We start from the raw sequence: 22,220 nt of genomic DNA, 5'->3' as shown, positions 1-22,220 counted from the left end.
GCGTTGGCGGCCGCAGTTTACCCCAGTCACTCACTGCTCTTGATCTTAAAATTAATAAGCTCTTGGGGACTTGCTCACTTGCCGCCTTCCTGCAACTCGAATTATCTAGGGTATCAGAATAGCCCCATCTGACCAGTTATCAGTGTTGTGAAGTCATCATGCATGAAGGGAAGTATAGCGTCTGCTACCGGTTGCAACTGTCGTGTCAGGTAGTGATCGTAGTCGATAGGGGATTGCCGAATCTCAAGGGGTTCGGGGCCAGCGGTGGTCATAACATAGCTTATCCAGCCCCCATTTTGATATTGCAGCGGGCGGCCGAGCTTGCGGTTAAACTCATCCGCCAACCGTGCCGCTCTGGCGTGTGGTGGCACATTGCGCTGATAATCATCCAGCCGTCGGCGCAGGCGTTTGCGGTAAACAAGCTGCTCGTCTAATTCGCCGCTAAGGGTTCGTGCTACGTAGTCCCGCAGATAATCCTGATAGGGTTGCCGCTGAAAAATGCGCAGGTACAATTCTCGCTGAAATTGCTGGGCCAGTGGTGTCCAGTCAGTGCGCACGGTTTCCAGCCCTTTGTACACCATCTGATCACCCTCAGGGGTAGAAATCAACCCGGCATAGCGTTTTTTACTGCCTTGCTCTGCACCCCGGATGGTTGGCATCAGAAAACGCCGATAGTGAGTTTCAAATTCCAGTTCCAGGGCGCAGGGTAGATTAAAGGTTTGTTGTATATGCTCTTTCCACCATAGATTGACCTGGCGTACCAACTCTTTACCTATCTGTGATGCCTGCTCTTCACTGTGCGCATTTTTCAGCCAGACGAAGGTTGAATCGGTATCGCCATAAATCACCTGATAGCCCTGAGCTTCAATGAGTTCGCGGGTCTGGCGCATGATGTCATGGCCGCGCAAGGTGATAGACGATGCCAGTCTGGGATCGAAAAAACGGCAGCCGCTGGAACCCAATACGCCATAAAAGGCGTTCATAATAATCTTCAGTGCTTGTGATAACGGTTTGTTTTGGTGGCGTTTAGCGGCTTCCCGACCTTGCCAGATTTGGTTAACGATCGCCGGCAAACAGTGTTTCTCGCGCGAGAACCAGGCACCGCGAAACCCCGGTACCGAGTGCTGTTCATCAGGCTGAGCCATACCTGCCACTAAACCGACCGGATCGATTAAAAAGGTGCGAATAATCGACGGATACAGGCTTTTATAGTCAAGTACCAATACCGAGTCATATAAGCCGGGTTGGGAGTCCATCACAAAGCCGCCAGGGCTGTGCTCTTCTGGCAATTCACCTAAATTGGGGGCGACGTAACCGATGCGGTGCATACGCGGCAGGTAAAGATGGGTAAACGCGGCCACAGAGCCACCGCTACGATCCGCGGCTAACCCCGTCACTGTGGCGCGTTCCAGCAGGAAGCTGAGCAGCTCGGTTTTGGCAAAAATCCGCGTCACCAGCTCACAATCTTTCAGGTTATAGCGCGCTAGCGCCGGTTTGTCATGGGCGAAACGTTGATTGATTTCATCCATTCGCTGATAAGGGCTGTCACTGGCTTTGCCTTCGCCCAGCAGGGTTTGTGAAACAGATTCCAGACTAAATGACGGGAAATTTCAGGTGGCGGATTTTAGCGCCTCGATGCCGTCGATAATCAGCCGACCGGCTGCCGAGACAAAAAAATGCCCTTGTTTAAAGCCGTGTTCACGCCATTCCAGCAGGTTACCACCACGGCCAAAGCGCAGTGGGATCTGATAACGGTCCGCGTGTTTTTGCAGAACACGTAAGTCGAACTGCACCAGATTCCAGCCGATAATGGCATCGGGATCATGCACTGCCAGCCACTGGTTTAGTTTTTCCAACAACTGCGGGCGGCTGGCGACGTATTCCAGATTGAAATCCAGCGCTGCACTTTCAGCCGTATCACCGTTAGGTGGCCCCAACATGTAAACCTGGCGCTGGCCGCAACCCTCCAGCCCAATACAGTACAGCTCGCCATGTTCGCTGGTTTCGATATCCAGCGACAGCAGTTTTAGTGTCGGACGATAATCCTCGGCCGGTTTCATTTGGGTGTTAAGCAGCGGGCCATGGTTATTGTCATCACCGCTGAACCACACCGGCGCGGTAATAAATCGTTCCATCAGAAACCGCTCTGGTGGGCGAATATCGCCTTCATAGACATTCACACCACTTTCTCGCAGCAGTTTTTCCAAACGAATTAATTGACGATGTTGACTGCAATACAGGCCCAGCACCGGGCGTTGGTGGAAGTCAGTCAGTTCAAGTGGGCGCAACTGCCAGCGGCGTTCATCACGCAGCACGGTTTCAGCCCGTTGCCGTTGTTCGGCCGGGATAAATGCCACTGAGGGTTGAGGGGGCAGCCTGACCTGCTGTGGCCCTTCATCGGTGGCTAACCAGAATTCAACTTCGGTGCCTGCCTGCGTGTCGCGCCAGTGGCGAGTAAGCAGGAAGCCCTGACGGTGTTGCGCCACAATGCTAACCTTTATAGGTAATGTACAGGCTATTTTATTTGTCATTTTGAACTTGGACAGTGCTCGATATCCTCACGTACTACGTGTACGCTCCGGTTTCTCCGCGCTGTCCGCATCCAAACTGACTGCAACAATAACGGCTGAGAGTTTATGCTATCCTAGTATGGTTATTTATACAGTGTTTGTCTATTTTAATGATGATTTCCATTCGCTCCATGTATACCCAAAGTCATTGGAGTTGCAGGTAGGCGGCAAGTGGTCTAATCCCGATGAGTCTATTCATTTTAAGGTCAACGGCCAGTAAGTGATTTGGGTGAGTGAGCACAGCTAACAACCCTGCGGCTTCAAGGACGAAGGGGAAATTTGTTGATTGACTCATTTCACGACACACCGGACAATCCTCCGCCCTGAACCTTGGGTGTTACCAACGGACAACTTTATGGAAGCCTATTTATTACATTTATTGACGCAATCTCTGGCTTTCACGCTATTTATCGTCATGTTTGTCACTTTTCTCGAATCATTAGCGCTGGTGGGGATGTTACTTCCCGGTACGGTGATGATGACCAGTGTGGGGGCGTTGATTGGCAGTGGCGAAGTCGGTTTTTACTCGGCCTGGGCCGCTGCAACTGTCGGCTGCCTATTGGGGGATTGGATCTCGTATTTTATCGGTCGGCGCTTCAAAGAACCACTGCACCGTTGGTCCTTCCTGAAAAAGCATAAGTCGATGCTGGATAAAACCGAACACGCATTGCATAACCACAGTATGGCAACCGTCCTACTGGGGCGCTTTATCGGCCCGGCACGGCCGATTGTCCCGATGGTGGCGGGTATGCTAAACCTGCCACCGGCAAAATTTGCCTTGCCCAACGTGATTGGTTGCCTGACCTGGCCACCGCTCTACTTCTTCCCAGGCATACTGGCAGGTGTTGCTATTGATATCCCACCGAGCGCCAATAGCTATATGTTTAAGTGGTTGCTATTTGTGGTGGTGATGCTGATTTGGCTGGCACTGTGGCTATCATGGCGCTGGTGGCGGTTTGGCAAGCGTAGCCCTGACCGCCTGAGCCAATGGTTGCCGCTGGCTCGCCTGCGCTGGGTGACCATGCTGGCTATGGTGGCGGCGATTACCAGCTTTGCCTGGTTGCATATGCAGCCCATCATGCCGATTTATCGTCATTTGTTGTGGAAGGTTCTCGCTGGGTAATCCCCTTGGGTATACAAGTTATTATGGTCGGGTAGTAATGCCCAGCACACTGGCTTCGGGGGCGGTGCCGTTAACCAGCGCCTGGGTTGGGCCGTCGTAGTAAATACGGCCATCGACAACGAGCAATGTCCGATCGGCGATGCGGGCGGCATCATCCAAATTGTGTGACACCATCAGTAATGTCAGTTGCCGGTGGGTACACACCTGATCAACCAATTGCAGCATTTCATTGCGCAACGCCGGATCGAGCGCGGAAAATGGCTCATCCAGTAGCAGGATTGGCTGACTGCGCACTAAACAGCGCGCCAATGCTGCCCGCTGGCGTTGGCCGCCGGAAAGTTGTGCGGGTAGTCTCGCAAGGCAATCTTCCAGTCCAACCTGCTGGGCAATCTGGCGTAACAGTAACTTTTGCTCATGGCTGAGTTTCAACCCCGGATGTAAACCCAACCCGATATTCTGTGCGACGGTCAAATGTGAGAACAGGTTGTTTTCCTGAAACAGCATTGATACTGGCCGCTCGGCGGGGGCTGTTACCGTGTGATCCTGATTATTCAGTAGCATACGGCCACTGGCGGGGGCGAGAAAACCAGCAATCAGGCTTAGCAGTGTGCTCTTACCTGCGCCACTCGGACCCAGGATTGCCACCCGCTCACCGGGCTGAATACGCAAATCAAAACGCATCGGTAAGTGGTCATACAAATAGGTGATTTTCTCAAGCTTTAGCATGGCGGCTCGGCAGTCGTTCGATAAGAGTAAACAGCAAGAAACAGAGTAACAACAACAGTAGGGCGGTAACTGCGCCGTCGTTGCTGCGATAAGAGCCTATCTGCTGGTAAAGATAAAACGGCAGAGTGCGGAAATGTTCATTGCCAAACAGTGCCACTACACCAAAATCACCGATGGAAAGCACGCTGGCAAAGGCGAGTGCTTGAGCCAGCGGGCGTTTTAGTGCCCTTAACTCAATCAGGCGCAAACGATGCCAGCCATGAATATCCAGTGATAAACACAGCGGCGTGTAGCGTTCAGCCAGATCACGCATTGGGTTATCCAACACTTTTAACGCGTAGGGTACAGCCATCAGGGCATTGGTGAGGATCACCAGCCCGTAAGGGGATTGTGGCAAGCCAAAGGTATCGTTGAGCAATAAAAAGAAGCCGGTCGCCAGGACAATACCCGGCATCGCCAGAATCACCATACCACTGACTTCCAGTGCCTGCCCAGCGGCCATCTGCTGGCGCAGTTTCAGTTCACGGCTGCTCCATAGCAACATCATTGTGAGTGTCACACACAGCAACCCAGCCCCGATAGCAATCGTCAATGAGGTAAAGAAGGCTTGCCATAGTGCAGATTGTTGTAGCACCGCCAGCATAGTTTGATTACTGCCATCAATCACTACCGCCAGTAATGGTGGCACCATCAATAGCAAAGCTGCGCCGATGAGCAGGGTGTCGCTGATGCGAGACCAATAACTATCCTGCTGACTACGCCAGAGTTGATCGTGAGTATTACCTACCGCCAATACCGTGTTCAGCCGCAGGCTTAGCACCACCAAACCCAGACAGCACCCCAGTTGGATCAGCGCCAGTAAGGCCGCACGCCCCAGATCGTAGTCATAACTGAGTGCTTGATAAATAGCCAGCTCGATTGTAGTGGCTTGCGGCCCGCCGCCCAGTGACAGCACGGTGGCAAAACTGGCAAAACAGAGCATAAAAATCAGTGCTGCGGTTGGCAGGATTTGGCGGCGCAGATAGGGCCATTCAACCCAGCGCAAGTGCTGCCAGCCATTCATCCCCAGTTGTGCGGCTAACTGGCGTTGTTCAACTGCGATGCTTTCCAGTGACTGCAATAGCAAGCGAGTCGCCAGTGGCATATTGAAGAAGATATGCGCCAGCAAAATGCCCTGTAAACCATAAGGTGAGAAGCGGTAATCAACCCCCAGCCAGTTAAACAAAGCCGCCAGCCAACCCTGACGACCATAAACCGTCAGAATACCAAACAGCGCCACTAACACGGGTAGCACCAGTGTCATGGCGCATAAACGCAACATCAGTTGTCGGCCGGGAAAGCGGCGGCGATACAGGGCTCGCGCTAAGAAAATGGCAGGGATGACGGACAGCAGGGCGGATAAGAATGCCTGCCAAAAGGTAAAGCGGATCACATGCCACAGATAGCGGTCATGCCAGATACTTTGCCAGTCTGCCGCAGGCGCGTGACGCCAGATAGCGGTGAACGCCAGTAAGGCGACACCGACTATCAGTAAGGCAGCCAGTAGCCCTGGCCACAACCATGAAGGGATCAGTGGCTGACGGCGGATTGCCATGCCTGAATCCATTTGCCGCGATTATCTGCCACATCTTTAGCATCAAACTGCAACGCTTTTTGCGGCACGGTAAGGGCTTCAAACCCAGCCGGTAAATCCATTTTAATCACCGGATACATCCAATTACCGGTAGGAATATGGTCCTGGAATGCTGGCGTCACAATAAATTGCATAAAGCGCTGTGCCAGTTGCGGCTGTTTGCTTGAGGCAACCTGGCCTGCGACTTCAACTTGCAGATAGTGGCCTTCGCTGAAATTAGCCGCTGCATAGTTGCTTTTCTTCTCTTCAATCAGATGATAAGCCGGAGAGGTGGTGTAGCTCAGCACCAAATCCCCTTCACCTTTCAGGAACAGGCCATAAGCTTCGCTCCAACCCTTGGTGACGGTGACGGTTTTTTTCGCCAATTGCTGCCACGCCTGTGGCGCTTTATCACCATAAACTTTCTGCATCCATAGCATCAGACCAAGGCCTGGGGTGCTGGTGCGCGGGTCTTGATAAATCACCTTCCAAGGCTCTTTGCTATCGACTAATTCTTGCAAGCTCTTCGGTGGGTTTTTCAGTTTGTCTTTGTTATACACAAAGGCGAAATAGCCATAATCGTAGGGGACGAAGGTCTTATTCTGCCATTTCTCTGGGAGCGTAAGGTTCGCAGTATCCACTTGGCTTGGTGCGAATAATCCAGTTTGTTCTGCCGCCTGCACCAGATTATTATCTAATCCTAAAATCACGTCGGCCTGACTATTTTTACCTTCCATCCGCAGGCGGTTCAGTAATGAAACACCGTCTTCCAGCGCCACAAATTTAAGCTGGCAATCACACTCGGCTTCAAAGGCTTTTTTAATCGCCGGCCCTGGTCCCCAGTCGGCAGCAAAGGAGTCATAGGTGTAAACCGTCAGTGTCGGTTTATCGGCGGCCACCGCAGCAGCAGATAGCAAAAACAAGCAGGGAATAATGCGTTTAAACACTTTGCACTCCTTAACAATAAAGGTGGCAAAGGTATCTGAGGCGGTAAATAACAGCGATAGCATGATAATGCGGTGTTATTTTTCTCAAATCCCTCCGCCGGGGTTAGCCGGATCAGGTTCGACGGGTTTGCTCTCAGCGAAAAACTTGCTGCGGTTAGGTTGATCCGGTGTTGGGCAGTACTCGAAATCCTCACGTACTACTTGTACGCGCCGGTTTCTGCGTGCTGTCCACCTCCGACTGAACCTACCTCGCGACGTTTTTGTTTCATTGTTAATGGAACGAACCAGTATGAATTCTGGACACGACCACAACAGTTTTTCCGCACCCCGTTGAGACAACGCCATTGTAGAGACTAATCTGGGCGGATGAAAGCGGGTTAGCCCTCTGGTGGCGTAAACCAGGCCGATTTGAAATCAAACCAGCCGAGCGTGTTCATACGCACCCCGCGCATACTGTGCTGCCCATATAATTCTAACCAATGATGGAACAGCGGGTGGAATTGATTCTGGCTAACTAACCGTTGGCTCCAATCCGCCATCGGCAGGGTATTATTTCGCCATAATTCAACATCCTGATGCAGTTTTTCATCCAAACAATGTTGTAGCAGCGGCAGTTCGTACAAGGTGGCAAACAGGGAAAACTCCAGTGGCAGATAGAAGTTCGCACTGCCGAGCCAGATATCACTGTGGGCATCGCCCTGATACCAACTGACATAATCCAACACTTGAATCACCAATGTGACGCCGTGTGCCGCCAACAATGTGGTCAGTGTTTGGCTGATGGCATCAAACTCGGAATGTTCGCTGTAAAACGTCAGCGTCAATTCGGTCAGCCCTTCGGGCTTTGGCTCAAGGGTGGTTAGCCGGTTGTGATGCCAGCGGGGCAGCATGCCATAGGCCGGTGACCAGTAGCGTTGATAGAAAGGATCTGCATGGCTGAGCAGGGCGACCGGTGTTATCAACTCACACAACCAGCGGCGGATCTCTGGGTTACTGGTCTGAGGCGATCGTTGATCAAACAGTAAAAAATAGCAGCCTTCCTCCAGCCGACTTTCCAGCTCATTTTTACTGGTATCGTCAGCCTGTAATTGCACCCCGGAATAAACCAGCTCCTCAGACAACTCAGGTAGTACCCAGATATTGACCTCATCAATCAGTGCGCGGAAACCAAAATAGTTATCAAAAGCCTGTATTTTCAACTGATTATGATGGTTTCTAATCACCGAGTAGGGGCCAGTACCAATAGGGTGGCGGCGGAAGTCGGGTTGATTCTCCCACTCTTGCGGCAAAATCATGGCGTGAACGCTACCCAACAACCATGGCAACCAGTGATCTGGGCAACTGAGATGGATATCAATCACATAGGGTGTTGGTGAGCGCACGGCGGAGATATGTGAGAACAGGGGCTGCGGAATAAGCCGGGTCAGGCTGCTGATAACATCATCCATTTCCAGTTCACGCCCATGGTGAAAATGGATGGCAGGGCGCAAATAAAAGCGCCAATGCAACGGGCTGATAGTTTGCCAGTGGTGGGATAAATCCGGTTCCAGTTCCCCATTTTCCTCATTTATTCGTGTCAGGCCATTAAAAATCTGCCGCACCATATGTGTTTCGGAGCGGCGCAGCGCGGTACCGGGTAACAGATTCTGTAGCGAGCGATAATAGAGCACCCGTAGGATATGTTTCCCTTGGCGGAAACTGCGCCCCAACTGGGATAGCAGCATTTGGCGCACTGCTTTTTTATCCCCCACCAACTGCACTAACTGCTCGATATGGTCCTGTTCCAGTAGTTCTTCGGCCCGCTGTTGTTGCAGTGCCAGCCCGGAGTAGAGAAAGGCCAGTTGTGAGCGTTTACCGCGGCCCGCTTCGGCCTGCCAGCTTAGCCACCCCTCTTGCTGCATGCTTCCCAGCAAGGATCGCACATGGCGGCGTGAACAACTGAGCACGTCCGCCAGCTCTTGTAAGGTGGTTTCTGTGGGCTGACCATTAAAACGTTGCCAGAGGCGAATAAACTGCTGTTGTAGACGTGAGGCAGACATAAAAGAGGAACTCCACGGCAAATTTCATCAATTTTTCTTTCCCTATATTACGCAGATACTGGTTGCCAATGAAAGCGGGTTATCGTGGCAATGCCGCCAACGGGAGGAATAAGATGATTTTTAATTTACAGCGTTATTCCACCCATGACGGCCCCGGTATTCGCAGTGTGGTATTCCTGAAAGGCTGTTCGCTGAGTTGCCGTTGGTGCCAAAACCCGGAAAGCCGGTCACGTAAAGCGGAGGTGTTATTTGATTCTCGCCTGTGCTTATCAGGTTGTGAGTTATGCCAACAAACCTGCCCGCAGGCCATTGAGCGCATTGACGATCGCATTGTTATCACGCGCCAGCGGCTGGAAGAGGATGACCTTCAGGCACTCACCGTGCGTTGCCCGACGGGTGCGCTTACGGTGTGTGGCAGCCCGATTGATATTGATGCCACTATGGCAACGCTACTGCGGGATATGCCGTTTTACCGGCGCAGTGGCGGTGGTGTGACGCTATCCGGTGGTGAGCCATTTATGCAACCCGATGTCGCGGCTGAATTATTGCAACGTTGTCATCAGCTTGGTATCCACACAGCGGTTGAGTCTTGTCTGCATACGCCGTGGCATTACATCGCACCCTCTTTGCCGTGGCTGGATCTGATGCTGGCGGATTTAAAACACACGGATGAAAACCGTTTTCGCCAGTGGACGGGTGGTTCGGCTAAACGGGTGATGGACAACTTTCGTCAGTTAGCGGCTGCGGGCACCAACATTACGGTACGGGTGCCGTTGATCCCGGATTTCAATGCGGATCGCCACTCGATACAAGGGATCGTCGATTTTGCCGCTGATGAGATAGGCGTTAAAGAGATTCATTTTTTGCCTTACCACACGCTAGGTATCAACAAATATTCGCTGCTGGGTGAAGAGTATCGGGCAGCAAGCACACCGTTGGACGCTCCTGAACTGCTTCACTTCGCGGAAAGCTATGCCCGTGATAAAGGCTTGACCGCAATTTTACGAGGATAATGCTATGACCACTCTTGATTTGGTAACGCTAAGCGAACGGACGAAACAACATAAAAACGCACTGATTCACATTGTGAAACCGCCGGTCTGTACCGAGCGAGCGCAGCATTATACCGAGGCTTATCAGCAGCATCAGGACAAACCTCTCCCCGTCAGGCGTGCGCTGGCGCTGGCACATCACTTACAGCTTCGCACCGTCTGGATCAAAAATGACGAGCTGATTATCGGTAATCAGGCCAGCCAACTGCGCGCCGCGCCAATTTTCCCTGAATACACCGTGAGTTGGATTGAAAACGAAATTGATGAGCTGGCCGATCGCCCCGGTGCGGGTTTCTCGGTCAGTGCAGCAGATAAAGCGGTATTGCACAGTATTTGCCCGTGGTGGCGCGGCCAAACAGTGCAGGACCGCTGCTACGGCATGTTTACCGATGAGCAAAAAGCGTTATTGGCTACCGGCATTATAAAAGCCGAAGGTAATATGACTTCCGGTGATGCGCATTTGGCGGTTAACTTCCCGTTATTGTTAGAAAAAGGGCTGGATGGCCTGCGCAGTAAAGTGGCGAGTCGCCGCGAACGGTTACAACTGACGGACTGGAGTGACCTGCATAAAGAGCAATTCCTGAAAGCCATTGATATTTCATTGGTGGCGCTGAGTGAACATATCGAACGTTATGCGGCGGTTGCGCGGCAAATGGCAGAAGAAGAAAGCCGTGATTGGCGGCGCATTGAACTACACACTATCGCCACAAACTGCGAGTTGATTGCTCACCAACCGCCACAAACCTTCTGGCAAGCCTTGCAGTTGTGCTATTTCATCCAATTGATGCTGCAAATTGAATCTAATGGTCACTCGGTTTCTTTTGGCCGCCTCGACCAATACCTCTATCCATGGTATCGCCGTGACGTGGAGCTGGAAAATACCCTTAGCCGCGAAAAAGCCATTGAGATGCTGCATAGCTGCTGGCTCAAGTTGCTGGAAGTGAATAAGATCCGTTCCGGCTCGCACTCTAAGGCCTCGGCGGGCAGCCCGCTGTATCAGAATGTCACTATTGGTGGGCAGAAGCTGGTGCAGGGTAAAGCGATTGATGCGGTTAACCCGCTCTCTTATGCGGTGTTGGAGTCCTGCGGCCGTTTACGTTCGACTCAGCCGAATCTCAGCGTGCGCTACCATGCCGGTATCAGTGATGATTTCCTTGATGCTTGTGTGCAGGTCATTCGCTGCGGCTTTGGTATGCCGGCATTTAATAATGACGAAATTGTTATTCCTGAATTTATCAAATTGGGCGTAGAACCACAGGATGCTTACGATTACGCAGCCATCGGTTGCATTGAAACTGCGGTGGGGGGGAAATGGGGCTATCGCTGTACCGGCATGAGCTTTATTAATTTTGCTCGCGTGATGCTAGCGGCGCTGGAGCAAGGTAAAGATGCAACTTCCGGGCAAGTATTCTTGCCGCAAGAGCAGGGGTTATCACAAGGTAACTTCACTGATTTCTCACAAGTGATGGCGCAATGGGATCAGCAGATCCGTTACTACACGCGAAAATCCATCGAAATTGAGTGTGTGGTAGATACCGTGTTGGAAGAGAATGCCCACGATATTGTCTGTTCTGCACTGGTGGATGATTGTATTGAGCGCGGTAAAAGTATTAAGCAGGGCGGCGCGCGCTATGACTGGGTTTCTGGCTTGCAGGTGGGCATTGCCAATTTGGGTAATAGCCTGGCAGCGGTGCGCAAACTGGTGTTTGAACAACAGCTTATCGGCCAACAGCAACTGGCAACGGCATTAGCTAATGACTTTGCTGGCCTGAACGGTGAGCAATTACGCCAACACCTGGTTAATTCAGCACCGAAATACGGTAATGATATTGATGATGTTGACCAACTGCTGGTGCGCGCTTATCAGACGTATATTGATGAATTGAAGCAATATCACAATACCCGTTTTGGTCGCGGCCCGATCGGCGGTACCTATTACGCCGGAACATCGTCTATTTCGGCTAACGTGCCGTTTGGTGCGGCAACGATGGCAACGCCGGATGGACGTAAAGCCCACAGCCCACTGGCGGAAGGCGCAAGCCCTGCCTCCGGTACTGACCATTTGGGGCCAACGGCGGTGTTTAACTCACTGTCAAAACTGCCGACAGCTTCTATTCTGGGTGGGGTGCTACTGAATCAAAAACTTAATCCGTCGACCTTAGATAACCCGCGTGATCGCGAAAAGCTGATGATGATGTTGCGTACCTTCTTTGAGGAGTATCTGGGCTGGCATGTGCAGTACAACATTGTATCGCGTGAGACATTGCTTGATGCCAAGCAACACCCAGACCGCTACCGTGATCTGGTGGTGCGGGTTGCGGGTTACTCGGCATTCTTTACCGCGCTATCGCCAGATGCACAAGACGATATTATCGCCCGAACCGAGCACACTTTGTGAGCTGTAGTAAATGATAATGGATGTTGATATTTGTTAAATGAACCCTGTCTTATTTTGCTGTGTACCAAAAATTTCTGAGTAATGGTGTTTTTCACCAGCCAGTGGGTTCAACAATCTGCTGGCTTTTTTTATCCTGCCTCCTTGAGGTTGAAACACGGTCGACCGCATCCATTATTTGGATGTGAAATTTATGTGGCTGGTATACTTTTCTCTATATAAATCTACACGCTTCTGTAGCATAGCGTTTAATTGTTATTTCTGGCGCTGGAGCCTGGAATGAAATCTGCTTTGACCTTTTCCCGCCGTATTAACCCGGTGTTTCTTGCTTTCTTTGTGGTGGCTTTTCTTTCCGGTATCGCCGGCGCGTTACAGGCACCGACATTAAGCCTGTTCTTAAGCACTGAAGTGAAAGTACGCCCACTGTGGGTTGGATTGTTTTATACCGTCAATGCCATTGCCGGGATTACCGTCAGCTTTGTACTGGCCAAACGCTCAGATTTACGTGGTGACCGCCGTAAGCTAATTATGGTTTGTTACTTGATGGCGGTGGGGAACTGCCTGCTATTTGCCTTTAATCGTGACTATCTGACGCTAATCACCGCCGGTGTGTTGCTGGCGGCGGTGGCCAATACCGCCATGCCGCAGATTTTCGCCTTAGCGCGAGAATATGCCGATAGCTCGGCGCGGGAAGTGGTGATGTTTAGCTCGATTATGCGTGCGCAGCTTTCATTGGCTTGGGTTATCGGCCCGCCGCTGTCGTTTATGTTAGCGCTGAATTATGGTTTTACGCTGATGTTCAGTATCGCCGCCGGTATTTTTGTCCTCAGTGCGCTGGTGGTGTGGTTTATTCTGCCTTCGGTGCAGCGAGCAGAGCCGGAGGTGGATGCGTCAGCGGTGGTGCAGGGCAGTTTGTTTGCCGATAAAGACGTTTTGTTGTTGTTTATTGCGTCAATGTTGATGTGGACTTGCAACACCATGTACATCATTGATATGCCGCTGTATATCACGGCAAACTTGGGGTTGCCTGAGCGGTTGGCTGGTCTGTTGATGGGGACCGCTGCCGGACTGGAAATCCCTATTATGCTGCTGGCGGGTTACTCGGTCAGGCGTTTTGGTAAGCGCAAAATTATGCTGTTTGCGGTGCTGGCGGGTGTGCTGTTTTATACCGGATTGGTGTTATTCAAATTCAAAACTGCACTGATGCTTTTGCAGATTTTTAATGCCATTTTTATTGGTATTGTCGCCGGGATTGGCATGCTCTATTTTCAGGATTTAATGCCTGGCAGGGCCGGAGCAGCAACCACGCTGTTTACCAATAGTATTTCCACTGGGGTGATTTTGGCTGGGGTTCTGCAAGGGGTATTGACCGAAACCTGGGGCCATAATTCGGTATATGTGGTGGCGATGGGATTAGCGATTCTGGCGTTAATCATCTGTGCTCGGGTGAGAGAGGCATAGCGCCCCGCAGGGCGCTTGCGAAAGAGCTTAATAGATGGGTAACAGGTTCAGACTGGATAAAATATGGGCGATGGCGTTAACCGCCCCAAACAGTAAAATCACAATAATCAATGGGGTACCGCCCCACACACGATACAGTGGGCTGCCGAAGCGCTTACGTGAAGCGCGTGCCAGCAGTGCCGGTACGATGGCCGCCCAGACGGTAGCTGCCAGCCCGGCATAGCCGATAGCGTAAATGAAACCATCTGGATATATCAGCCCACCCAATATTGGCGGCAGGAAGGTGATAACCGCAGTCTTCCCACGTCCTAAGCGACTGTCGTCAAACTTAAATAAATCCGCAAGATAATCAAATAGTCCCAATGTTACACCAAGGAATGAGCTGGCGACCGCGAAGTTTGAGAAGACAGTTAGCAGCAGGTCCATCGATGAACTTTGCAAAATCCCACCAAGCGCACTGACCAATACATCAATATTGCCGCCCTGGCTGGCTATCTCGCGAAATTGTGGCCGTGGGATATTGCCCATCGTGCCGACCAGCCAGATGATATAGAGGGTCAGCGCCAGCAGAGTACCAATCAGCAGGCAGTTACGGATACGATGTGGATTCTTGCCGTAATACTTCATCAAACTGGGGACGTTGCCGTGGTAACCGAATGATGCCAGGCAGAACGGCAAGGTCATCAGCAGGTAAGGCAGATAGCTGGGATTGGCTTCGCTCAGGTTAAACAGTTTCACCGGTTCGACATGGCCCAACAGCCCGCCGAACGTCATAAAGAAGGTGAGAATTTTAGCGCCCAGCACGATGGTGGTCATCCGGCTGACGGCTGTGGTGCTGAGCCAGACAATAAAGGCGACGAACAGAGCAAAGAACAGTCCGCCTAATCGGGCCGGAAAATCGATCCCCATCCCGCGCAACGTGTGTTGAATAACCGAACCGCTGGCAGAGATATAAGCGTAAGTCAGAATGTAGAGCACAAAGGCGACAGTCAGGCCATTGATTACATTCCAGCCGTTACCCAGTAAGTCTTTGGTGATGGTGTCAAAACTGGCACCGGTATGATAATTGAGGTTAGCTTCGAGGATCATTAATCCTGAATGAAGCATACAAAACCAGGTAAAAACCAAAACGGCAATAGACCAATAAAACCAGATCCCTGACATAACGACCGGTAATGAAAACATACCTGCGCCGACGATGGTTCCTGCAATAATCATTGCTCCGCCGAGCAGGGAAGGATTTTTAATTTTACGTGCTGCGACCTGATCTTCCAGTGTTGTTTGGGCCATAGTAGGGTGTCCTCGTGTGGTTTTACCACTTATAGAGGTAGCGATTTGGCAGCAATATTCCCCCTGCCTGAAGTGAACAGGGGGCGTGTTGTTAGAGTGGTCGTCGCGCTTTATTCGACCGGTTTTAACCGGGCAACAAAGTGGCGCAGAACAGGGGGTTCGTAAGTAAAGGTTAAGCCTTTGATATCATGAGCGCGTGATTTGAGCGAAATCAGTGCGTCGGCGATGTAATCCATATGGTCGTTGGTGTAGACCCGGCGCGGGATCGTCAGGCGCAGCAGTTCCAGCGGTGACGGTTTTTGTTTACCCGTTTCTGGATCTCGCCCCAGCAGTAGCGAGCCAATTTCCACACTGCGGATACCTGCCTCCAGATACAGTTCGTTATTCAAGGCTTGGGCTGGGAATTGCTCAGCCGGAATATGTGGCAGCAGAATCTTGGCATCGACAAATACTGCGTGGCCGCCGGTAGGATACTGAATTGGGATCCCGCCCGCCCGCAGGCGGTCACCCAAATATTCTACCTGTCCGATACGGTACTTCAGGAAGTCCTCGTTCATTCCTTCTTCCAGCCCGATGGCCAGTGCTTCCATATCACGACCAGCTAAACCGCCATAGGTGACAAACCCTTCCATTGGCACGCAACGGATGCGAACATCGTTGAATAGGTCTTCATCGGTACGGAAACAACATAATCCACCAATATTTACCATGGGGTCTTTTTTGGCAGACATGGTTAACATATCGCCATATTGGTACATCTCTAAAATGATTTCTTTGACGGATTTATCCGCGTAACCCGGCTCTCTTTGTTTGATAAACCAGGCATTTTCACAGAAGCGAGCGGAGTCGATCACCACTGGAATATTGTGCTGCTGAGCGATGCGATACACTTCGCGCATATTGCTCATAGAAATAGGCTGACCGCCGGAGCTATTACAGGTCACGGTGGTAATAATAGAAACCACGTTTTCTGCACCATGTTCGGCAATGGTTGCTTTTAACTGATCTAAATCGAAATCCCCTTTCCAGTCATAATATGCAACGGTATCAAAGGCTTTCGGTGTGACTACGTTAATTGCCTTCGCACCGTTCATCTCAACGTGAGCCGCCGTGGTATCAAAGTGGAAATTGGAAATAAAGACTGGCTTCTTACCCCCACCGGCCTTTTGTTTTTTCGCAATCAGGCAAGGGAACAGAATCTGTTCAGCGCCACGCCCCTGATGGGTTGGGATAGTAAACGGATAGCCAATCAGTTTCTTCACTTGGTCACACAAGTGATAGTAGTTACGCGAACCGGCATAGGCCTCATCGCCCATCATTAACCCGGCCCATTGGCGGTCACTCATCGCACCGGTGCCAGAGTCGGTGAGCAAATCAATATAGACATCTTCACTCGGCAGTAAGAATGGGTTATAGCCTGCTTCGATTAATGCTTTCTCACGATCTTCCCGGTTGGTCATCCGAATATTTTCAACCATTTTAATACGGAAGGGTTCTGGGATACGTTTCATGGCTTATGACTCCAAATACCCTTGATACTTGCAGTCGCAGCTAACGGCTCTGCAACTCCAATTACTTTGGGCATATATATTAATATTAAAAATGCAGTCATGTATGGCGAGCGAAAATAGTTATTCGCATTACCAATGACGGCAATAAAATAAATAAATGAGTGTTTTCAGCCTAAGCTGAATAAGCAATGGAGGTGTTAACGCGGGAAATCGTTGGCGAGGCGGTAATCTATATTAAACCAGGCTCGGCTATCGCCGGAGATGCGAGCTTCGTAACGCAATGCAATGCGTGTCATAAGGCGCCCTCTAGGTGTGGATGGAGGATGACAGCATACCGTGGTTGAAGAAATAAAAAGTGACCGCCAGCACAAAATATAATCAAATTAGTCAATATCAGAATCATTAATACTTAGTTAAAATAATAACTTGAGAAACTGTTATATAACAAGTTGATTGATATGGGATTTGGCTTTTTTCGTGAAAAATGAACTAAGAAAGGATGCGTTTTTAATTAGTATTTTTATAGATTTTGAATTGTTGGGTCAGGGCTTACCTGACACCAACAATATACTCACAAAATTAACTTAAAATAAATTAACGTAAAAATGCCGGTTGCTGTTTTTCATATGCAGAAATATTACTTTCATGTTGCAACGTCAGGCCAATACTGTCCAAGCCATTAATCATACAATGGCGGCGGAAGCTGTCTATTTCAAAAGAATAACTATTGCCACCGGCCTTCACGGTTTGCTCTTCCAAATCAACAATAAACTCAATGCCTTCATTGTCGTTAACCAATTGGAATAAGGTATCGATATCCGCTTCGCTTAGGGTCACCGGTAATAATTGGTTATTAAACGAGTTACCGTAAAATATATCAGCGAAACTAGGGGCAATAACCACTTTGAAACCGAAATCGGTCAGCGCCCATGGCGCATGTTCCCGCGAGGAGCCACAACCGAAATTCTCACGCGCCAACAGAATAGTTGCACCCAGATAGCGGGGTTGGTTCAGCACAAACTCAGGGTTTGGCACCTGGCCTGCATCGTCAAGAAAACGCCAGTCGTTAAATAAGTGTTGGCCGAAGCCAGTGCGAGTCACTTTTTGTAAAAACTGTTTTGGGATAATCGCGTCGGTATCGACATTTGCCGCATCCAACGGAGCGACCAAACCCGTGTGTTGAGTAAATTTAGCCATAATGGTGTCTCCGGTTAGTGGGTAGCGGCTTCTAAGTCGCGAACATCAGCAAAATGACCACTGACAGCGGCGGCGGCGGCCATGGCCGGGCTAACCAAATGTGTGCGGCCACCACGGCCCTGACGGCCTTCAAAGTTACGGTTGCTGGTGGAGGCACAACGCTCTCCGGGTTCCAGGCGGTCGTTGTTCATCGCCAAGCACATGGAACAACCGGGCAAGCGCCACTCAAAACCGGCCTCGATAAAGATCTTGTCCAGACCTTCCGCTTCTGCCTGCGCTTTTACCGGGCCTGAGCCAGGTACCACAATGGCTTGCACGCCCGTCGCGACTTTACGCCCTTGTGCCACGGCGGCAGCGGCACGCAAATCTTCAATACGTGAGTTGGTGCAGGAACCGATAAAGACTTTATCAATTGCTACTTCGGTCAACTTAATGCCGGGGCGCAAATCCATATACGCCAAGGCTTTTTCCGCCGAGGCACGTTCAACTGGATCACTGAATGACTCAGGCGCAGGAATCATGTCATTAACCGCAATGACCTGGCCTGGGTTGGTGCCCCAAGTGACTTGTGGCGCGATATCTGCGGCATCCAGGGTGACGATAGTGTCAAATTTGGCATCAGCATCAGATTTCAACGTGCGCCAGTAGGCCACACCTTGTTCCCACTGCTCGCCGGTTGGGGCGAACTGACGACCTTTCAGGTAGTCGAAAGTGGTGTCATCCGGGGCGACTAAACCGGCTTTAGCACCCATCTCGATTGCCATGTTACATAATGTCATCCGGCCTTCCATGCTCAGTGCTTCAATGGCGCTGCCACAGAACTCCACCACATGCCCGGTGCCGCCTGCACTACCGGTTTTGCCGATAATCGCCAATACGATGTCTTTGGCGGTAATCCCTGCACCGACAGTACCGTTAACTTCGATTTTCATGGTTTTGGCTCGGCCCTGTTTCAGGGTCTGGGTTGCCAGCACATGCTCAACCTCTGAGGTGCCGATACCGAAGGCCAATGATCCGAATGCGCCATGGGTCGCCGTGTGTGAGTCACCACAGACGATGGTCATGCCCGGTAACGTCATACCTTGTTCAGGGCCAATCACATGGACGATGCCTTGGAACGGATGATTCAGGTCATATAAAGAGACACCAAACTCAGCACAGTTCTTAATCAGCTCCTGCATCTGGATACGGGCCATTTCGCCGCTGGCATTGATATCTTTGGTTTGGGTTGAAACGTTGTGGTCCATCGTGGCAAAGGTTTTGCCCGGCTGACGCACCGGGCGACCCATCGCACGCAAACCATCAAAGGCTTGCGGCGAGGTAACTTCATGTACCAGATGGCGGTCTATGTACAACAATGGCGTTTCATTTGGCGCTTCGTAAACGATGTGCGCATCGTACAATTTTTGATATAAGGTCTTGTTTTGATATGACGTCTTGCCCATTTTATACTCCCTCCATTACGAATTTAGCGATAACATCGCCCATTTCGTTGGTACCGATGGCTTTACCTTCGCCAGCCAAATCAGCCGTGCGATAGCCTTGTTCTAATGCCTGGTTGATCGCGCGCTCAATAGCATCGGCGGCATCGTCTTTACCCAAACTGAAACGCAATAGCAGAGTTAATGACAGAATCTGGGCAATCGGGTTGGCGATATTTTTGCCCGCGATATCGGGTGCGGAGCCACCTGCGGGTTCATATAAACCGAAACCTTGTTCGTTCAAGCTGGCCGACGGCAACATCCCCATTGAACCCGTTATCATGGCGCACTCATCAGACAAAATATCGCCAAACAAGTTAGAACACAGCAACACATCAAACTGGGAAGGGTCTTTGATCAACTGCATGGTGGCGTTATCGATATACATATGGGACAACGCAACATCTGGGTAATCGGCTGCAATGGCGGTTACCACTTCACGCCACAGAATAGAGCTTTGCAACACATTGGCTTTATCAATAGAAGTAACCTTGCCACGGCGTTTACGCGCAGATTCAAAGGCAATTCGGGCAATACGTTCAATTTCAAAGCGATGATAAACTTCGGTATCAAAAGCGCGCTCGTGCTGGCCTTGGCCTTCACGGCCTTTGGGTTGGCCGAAGTAGATGCCGCCAGTTAATTCACGCACACACAGAATATCAAAACCTTTAGCGGCAATATCGCTGCGCAATGGGCAGAAATCTTCTAACCCTTGATACAACCGCGCCGGGCGCAAGTTACTGAATAATTTAAAGTGCTTGCGCAATGGCAACAACGCACCACGCTCTGGTTGTTCTGCCGGGGGCAAATGTTCCCATTTCGGGCCGCCTACCGAGCCAAACAAGATAGCGTCAGCCTGCTCACATCCGCTGACCGTCGCTGCGGGTAACGGGCTGCCGTGACGGTCGATGGCTGCACCACCCACATCATAAGCGCTGGTTGAAATCTTGATGCCGAAACGCTGACGCACCGCATCCAATACTTTATTTGCCTGAGCCATTACTTCAGGGCCAATACCGTCTCCGGGCAAAACGGCAATATGATAAGTCTTAGTCATGTTCACACCATTTCCTGATTATTTTGTTGCAAGCGCTGCTTCTCAATATCTACCTGATGAGCGCGCCAGATGTTATTTAATACGTGAACCAACGCCTTCGCGGATGACTCGACAATATCTGTTGCCAGACCCACGCCGTGGAAGCGGCGACCTTTATGGTCAACCACGATATCAACCTGACCCAATGCATCTTTACCCTGACCGTTGGCAGACAGTTGATATTTCACCAGTTCAATCTCATAACCGGTAATGCGATTGATGGCCTGATACACCGCATCAACCGGGCCATTACCTGTGGCTGCTTCTGATTTAATGTCTTCGCCACAGACCAATTTGACGGATGCCGTTGCCATTACGCTGGAGCCAGACTGCACGCTGAAATAGTCTAAACGGTAGTGTTCTGGCTCTTCCTGCTGTTTATTAATGAAGGCTAACGCTTCTAAATCGTAATCAAATACCTGGCCCTTTTTATCCGCCAACTTCAGGAATGCGTCGTACAAGGAGTCCAAATTGTAATCTTTATCCTGATAACCCATCTCTTCCATGCGGTGTTTGACCGCTGCGCGACCAGAACGGGAGGTCAGGTTCAACTGCACTTCTTTCAGGCCGATGGATTGCGGTGTCATGATTTCGTAGTTTTCACGATTTTTCAGCACGCCATCCTGATGAATACCGGATGAGTGAGCGAAAGCATTACTGCCGACAATGGCTTTGTTAGCGGGTATTGGCATGTTGCATAACTTACTGACCAATTGGCTGGTGCGGTAAATCTCTTGATGATTGATATTGGTATGCACGCCCAACATCTTTTCACGCACTTTAATAGCCATGATCACTTCTTCCAGTGAACAGTTACCAGCGCGTTCGCCTAAACCATTAATCGTACCTTCTACCTGACGTGCACCGGCTTGGACCGCAGTGATGGAGTTGGCAACTGACATGCCTAAATCGTCATGGCAATGGACCGAGATAATGGCTTTATCAATATTTGGCACTCGCTCATACAAGTCGGTGATAATTCCGCCGAATTGATAAGGGGTCGTGTAACCGACAGTATCAGGGATATTGATGGTAGTAGCGCCGGCATTAATCGCGGCTTCTACGATGCGACACAGGTTATCAATAGGCGTACGGCCTGCATCTTCACAAGAGAACTCTACGTCATTGGTATAGTTGCGGGCGCGTTTCACCGAGTGGACAGCCATCGCCAACACATCATCAAATGAGCGCTTTAATTTAGATTCGATATGTAAGGTGGATGTCGCCAAGAACACATGAATACGGAAGGCTTCAGCAATACGCAAAGCTTCGGCGGCGACATCAATATCCTTGTCTACACAGCGAGCCAAGGCGCAAACGCGGCTGTTTTTGACTTGCTGAGCGATGGTGCGCACTGACTCAAAATCACCAGGGGAGGAAACCGGGAAACCGACTTCCATGACATCGACACCCATTCGTTCCAGTGCAAGCGCAATTTGCAGCTTCTCTTTAACACTCAGGCTGGCTTGTAATGCTTGTTCACCGTCGCGCAATGTTGTATCGAAAATAATGACTTGTTGGCTCATGGTTTGTTCCTTGTCGTGTTTACTTTTGCGCTTAGCGGGTAAAAAAAAACCCGCGCATTTGCGCGGGCTTGTTAATCTTGATGACTGAATCAGTTCTGATTTCCGTCCACCAACATACCGCGCAAGTGAGATGCGTTAAGTAGTAGGCTTAGTAGACGGGTTGAGTAGAACATAATTTTTCAGTTTCTCATTGG

General features: G+C 50.6%; 15 protein-coding genes and 1 pseudogene. 4 read left to right on the top strand and 12 right to left on the bottom strand.

What is annotated here, in order from left to right; translation table 11 throughout:
• Nucleotides 1-113: 113 nt before the first annotated feature.
• Nucleotides 114-2,486 (bottom strand): annotated as a pseudogene (locus EL015_RS17905) (DNA polymerase II).
• A 439-nt stretch (nt 2,487-2,925) separates the two neighbouring features.
• Here EL015_RS17905 and EL015_RS17900 point away from each other — a divergent pair.
• Nucleotides 2,926-3,693, top strand: a complete 768-nt coding sequence (locus EL015_RS17900) for a DedA family protein (protein ID WP_005181328.1) — start codon at nt 2,926-2,928, stop codon at nt 3,691-3,693.
• Nucleotides 3,694-3,714: 21 nt separating this feature from the next.
• Here EL015_RS17900 and thiQ read toward each other — a convergent pair whose 3' ends face one another.
• The 4 genes from thiQ to sgrR all read right to left on the bottom strand — a co-directional run bounded on the left by thiQ (nt 3,715) and on the right by sgrR (nt 9,017).
• On the bottom strand, nt 3,715-4,419 hold the full coding sequence (gene thiQ, locus EL015_RS17895) for a thiamine ABC transporter ATP-binding protein ThiQ (RefSeq protein ID WP_032905448.1): 705 nt from the start codon (nt 4,417-4,419) through the stop codon (nt 3,715-3,717).
• Complete coding sequence (gene thiP / locus EL015_RS17890) at nt 4,406-6,013, bottom strand: thiamine/thiamine pyrophosphate ABC transporter permease ThiP (protein ID WP_032905450.1); 1,608 nt, start codon at nt 6,011-6,013, stop codon at nt 4,406-4,408. The genes thiQ and thiP overlap by 14 nt, the downstream gene beginning before the upstream one ends.
• Nucleotides 5,989-6,978, bottom strand: a complete 990-nt coding sequence (thiB, locus tag EL015_RS17885) for a thiamine ABC transporter substrate binding subunit (RefSeq protein ID WP_032905548.1) — start codon at nt 6,976-6,978, stop codon at nt 5,989-5,991. Before thiB ends, thiP begins: the two co-directional genes overlap by 25 nt.
• A gap of 377 nt (nt 6,979-7,355) precedes the next feature.
• On the bottom strand, nt 7,356-9,017 hold the full coding sequence (gene sgrR / locus EL015_RS17880) for an HTH-type transcriptional regulator SgrR (protein ID WP_005181351.1): 1,662 nt from the start codon (nt 9,015-9,017) through the stop codon (nt 7,356-7,358).
• A 113-nt stretch (nt 9,018-9,130) separates the two neighbouring features.
• Between sgrR and EL015_RS17875 the strand changes: the two genes are divergently transcribed.
• The 3 genes from EL015_RS17875 (at nt 9,131) to EL015_RS17865 (ending at nt 13,925) form a co-directional block, all read left to right on the top strand.
• On the top strand, nt 9,131-10,030 hold the full coding sequence (locus EL015_RS17875; protein ID WP_032905452.1) for a glycyl-radical enzyme activating protein: 900 nt from the start codon (nt 9,131-9,133) through the stop codon (nt 10,028-10,030).
• A 4-nt stretch (nt 10,031-10,034) separates the two neighbouring features.
• A complete protein-coding gene (locus EL015_RS17870; RefSeq protein WP_005181357.1) occupies nt 10,035-12,467 on the top strand; it encodes a formate C-acetyltransferase/glycerol dehydratase family glycyl radical enzyme in 2,433 nt (810 codons plus the stop codon).
• Nucleotides 12,468-12,743: 276 nt separating this feature from the next.
• Nucleotides 12,744-13,925, top strand: a complete 1,182-nt coding sequence (locus tag EL015_RS17865) for a sugar efflux transporter (RefSeq protein ID WP_032905453.1) — start codon at nt 12,744-12,746, stop codon at nt 13,923-13,925.
• Between the two features lie 27 nt (nt 13,926-13,952).
• Here the strand turns inward: EL015_RS17865 and mtr are convergent, their stop codons facing one another.
• From mtr to leuA, 7 genes are all read right to left on the bottom strand, one after another.
• The gene (gene mtr, locus EL015_RS17860) at nt 13,953-15,215 is read right to left on the bottom strand and encodes a tryptophan permease (RefSeq protein ID WP_005181363.1); all 1,263 of its coding nucleotides are present in this window, start codon (nt 15,213-15,215) and stop codon (nt 13,953-13,955) included.
• Nucleotides 15,216-15,325: 110 nt separating this feature from the next.
• Entirely contained in the window at nt 15,326-16,726 is a 1,401-nt protein-coding gene (tnaA, locus tag EL015_RS17855; protein ID WP_005181367.1) for a tryptophanase, read from the bottom strand.
• A gap of 197 nt (nt 16,727-16,923) precedes the next feature.
• On the bottom strand, nt 16,924-17,022 hold the full coding sequence (gene tnaC / locus EL015_RS17850) for a tryptophanase leader peptide (RefSeq protein WP_071843463.1): 99 nt from the start codon (nt 17,020-17,022) through the stop codon (nt 16,924-16,926).
• Nucleotides 17,023-17,320: 298 nt separating this feature from the next.
• Nucleotides 17,321-17,923, bottom strand: a complete 603-nt coding sequence (leuD, locus tag EL015_RS17845) for a 3-isopropylmalate dehydratase small subunit (protein ID WP_005181370.1) — start codon at nt 17,921-17,923, stop codon at nt 17,321-17,323.
• Nucleotides 17,924-17,937: 14 nt separating this feature from the next.
• A complete protein-coding gene (gene leuC, locus EL015_RS17840; protein ID WP_032905455.1) occupies nt 17,938-19,368 on the bottom strand; it encodes a 3-isopropylmalate dehydratase large subunit in 1,431 nt (476 codons plus the stop codon).
• A 1-nt stretch (nt 19,369) separates the two neighbouring features.
• The gene (gene leuB, locus EL015_RS17835; RefSeq protein ID WP_005181376.1) at nt 19,370-20,461 is read right to left on the bottom strand and encodes a 3-isopropylmalate dehydrogenase; all 1,092 of its coding nucleotides are present in this window, start codon (nt 20,459-20,461) and stop codon (nt 19,370-19,372) included.
• Between the two features lie 2 nt (nt 20,462-20,463).
• Nucleotides 20,464-22,026 carry a 2-isopropylmalate synthase gene (gene leuA, locus EL015_RS17830; protein WP_005181379.1) on the bottom strand — a complete coding sequence of 521 codons (1,563 nt, stop codon included), beginning with the start codon at nt 22,024-22,026 and terminating at the stop codon, nt 20,464-20,466.
• Nucleotides 22,027-22,220 lie beyond the last annotated feature (194 nt).

The organism is Yersinia intermedia, from assembly GCF_900635455.1.
In the GTDB taxonomy this organism is placed as follows: Bacteria; Pseudomonadota; Gammaproteobacteria; order Enterobacterales; family Enterobacteriaceae; genus Yersinia; species Yersinia intermedia.
This window is presented reverse-complemented; position numbering and strand designations above follow the sequence as displayed.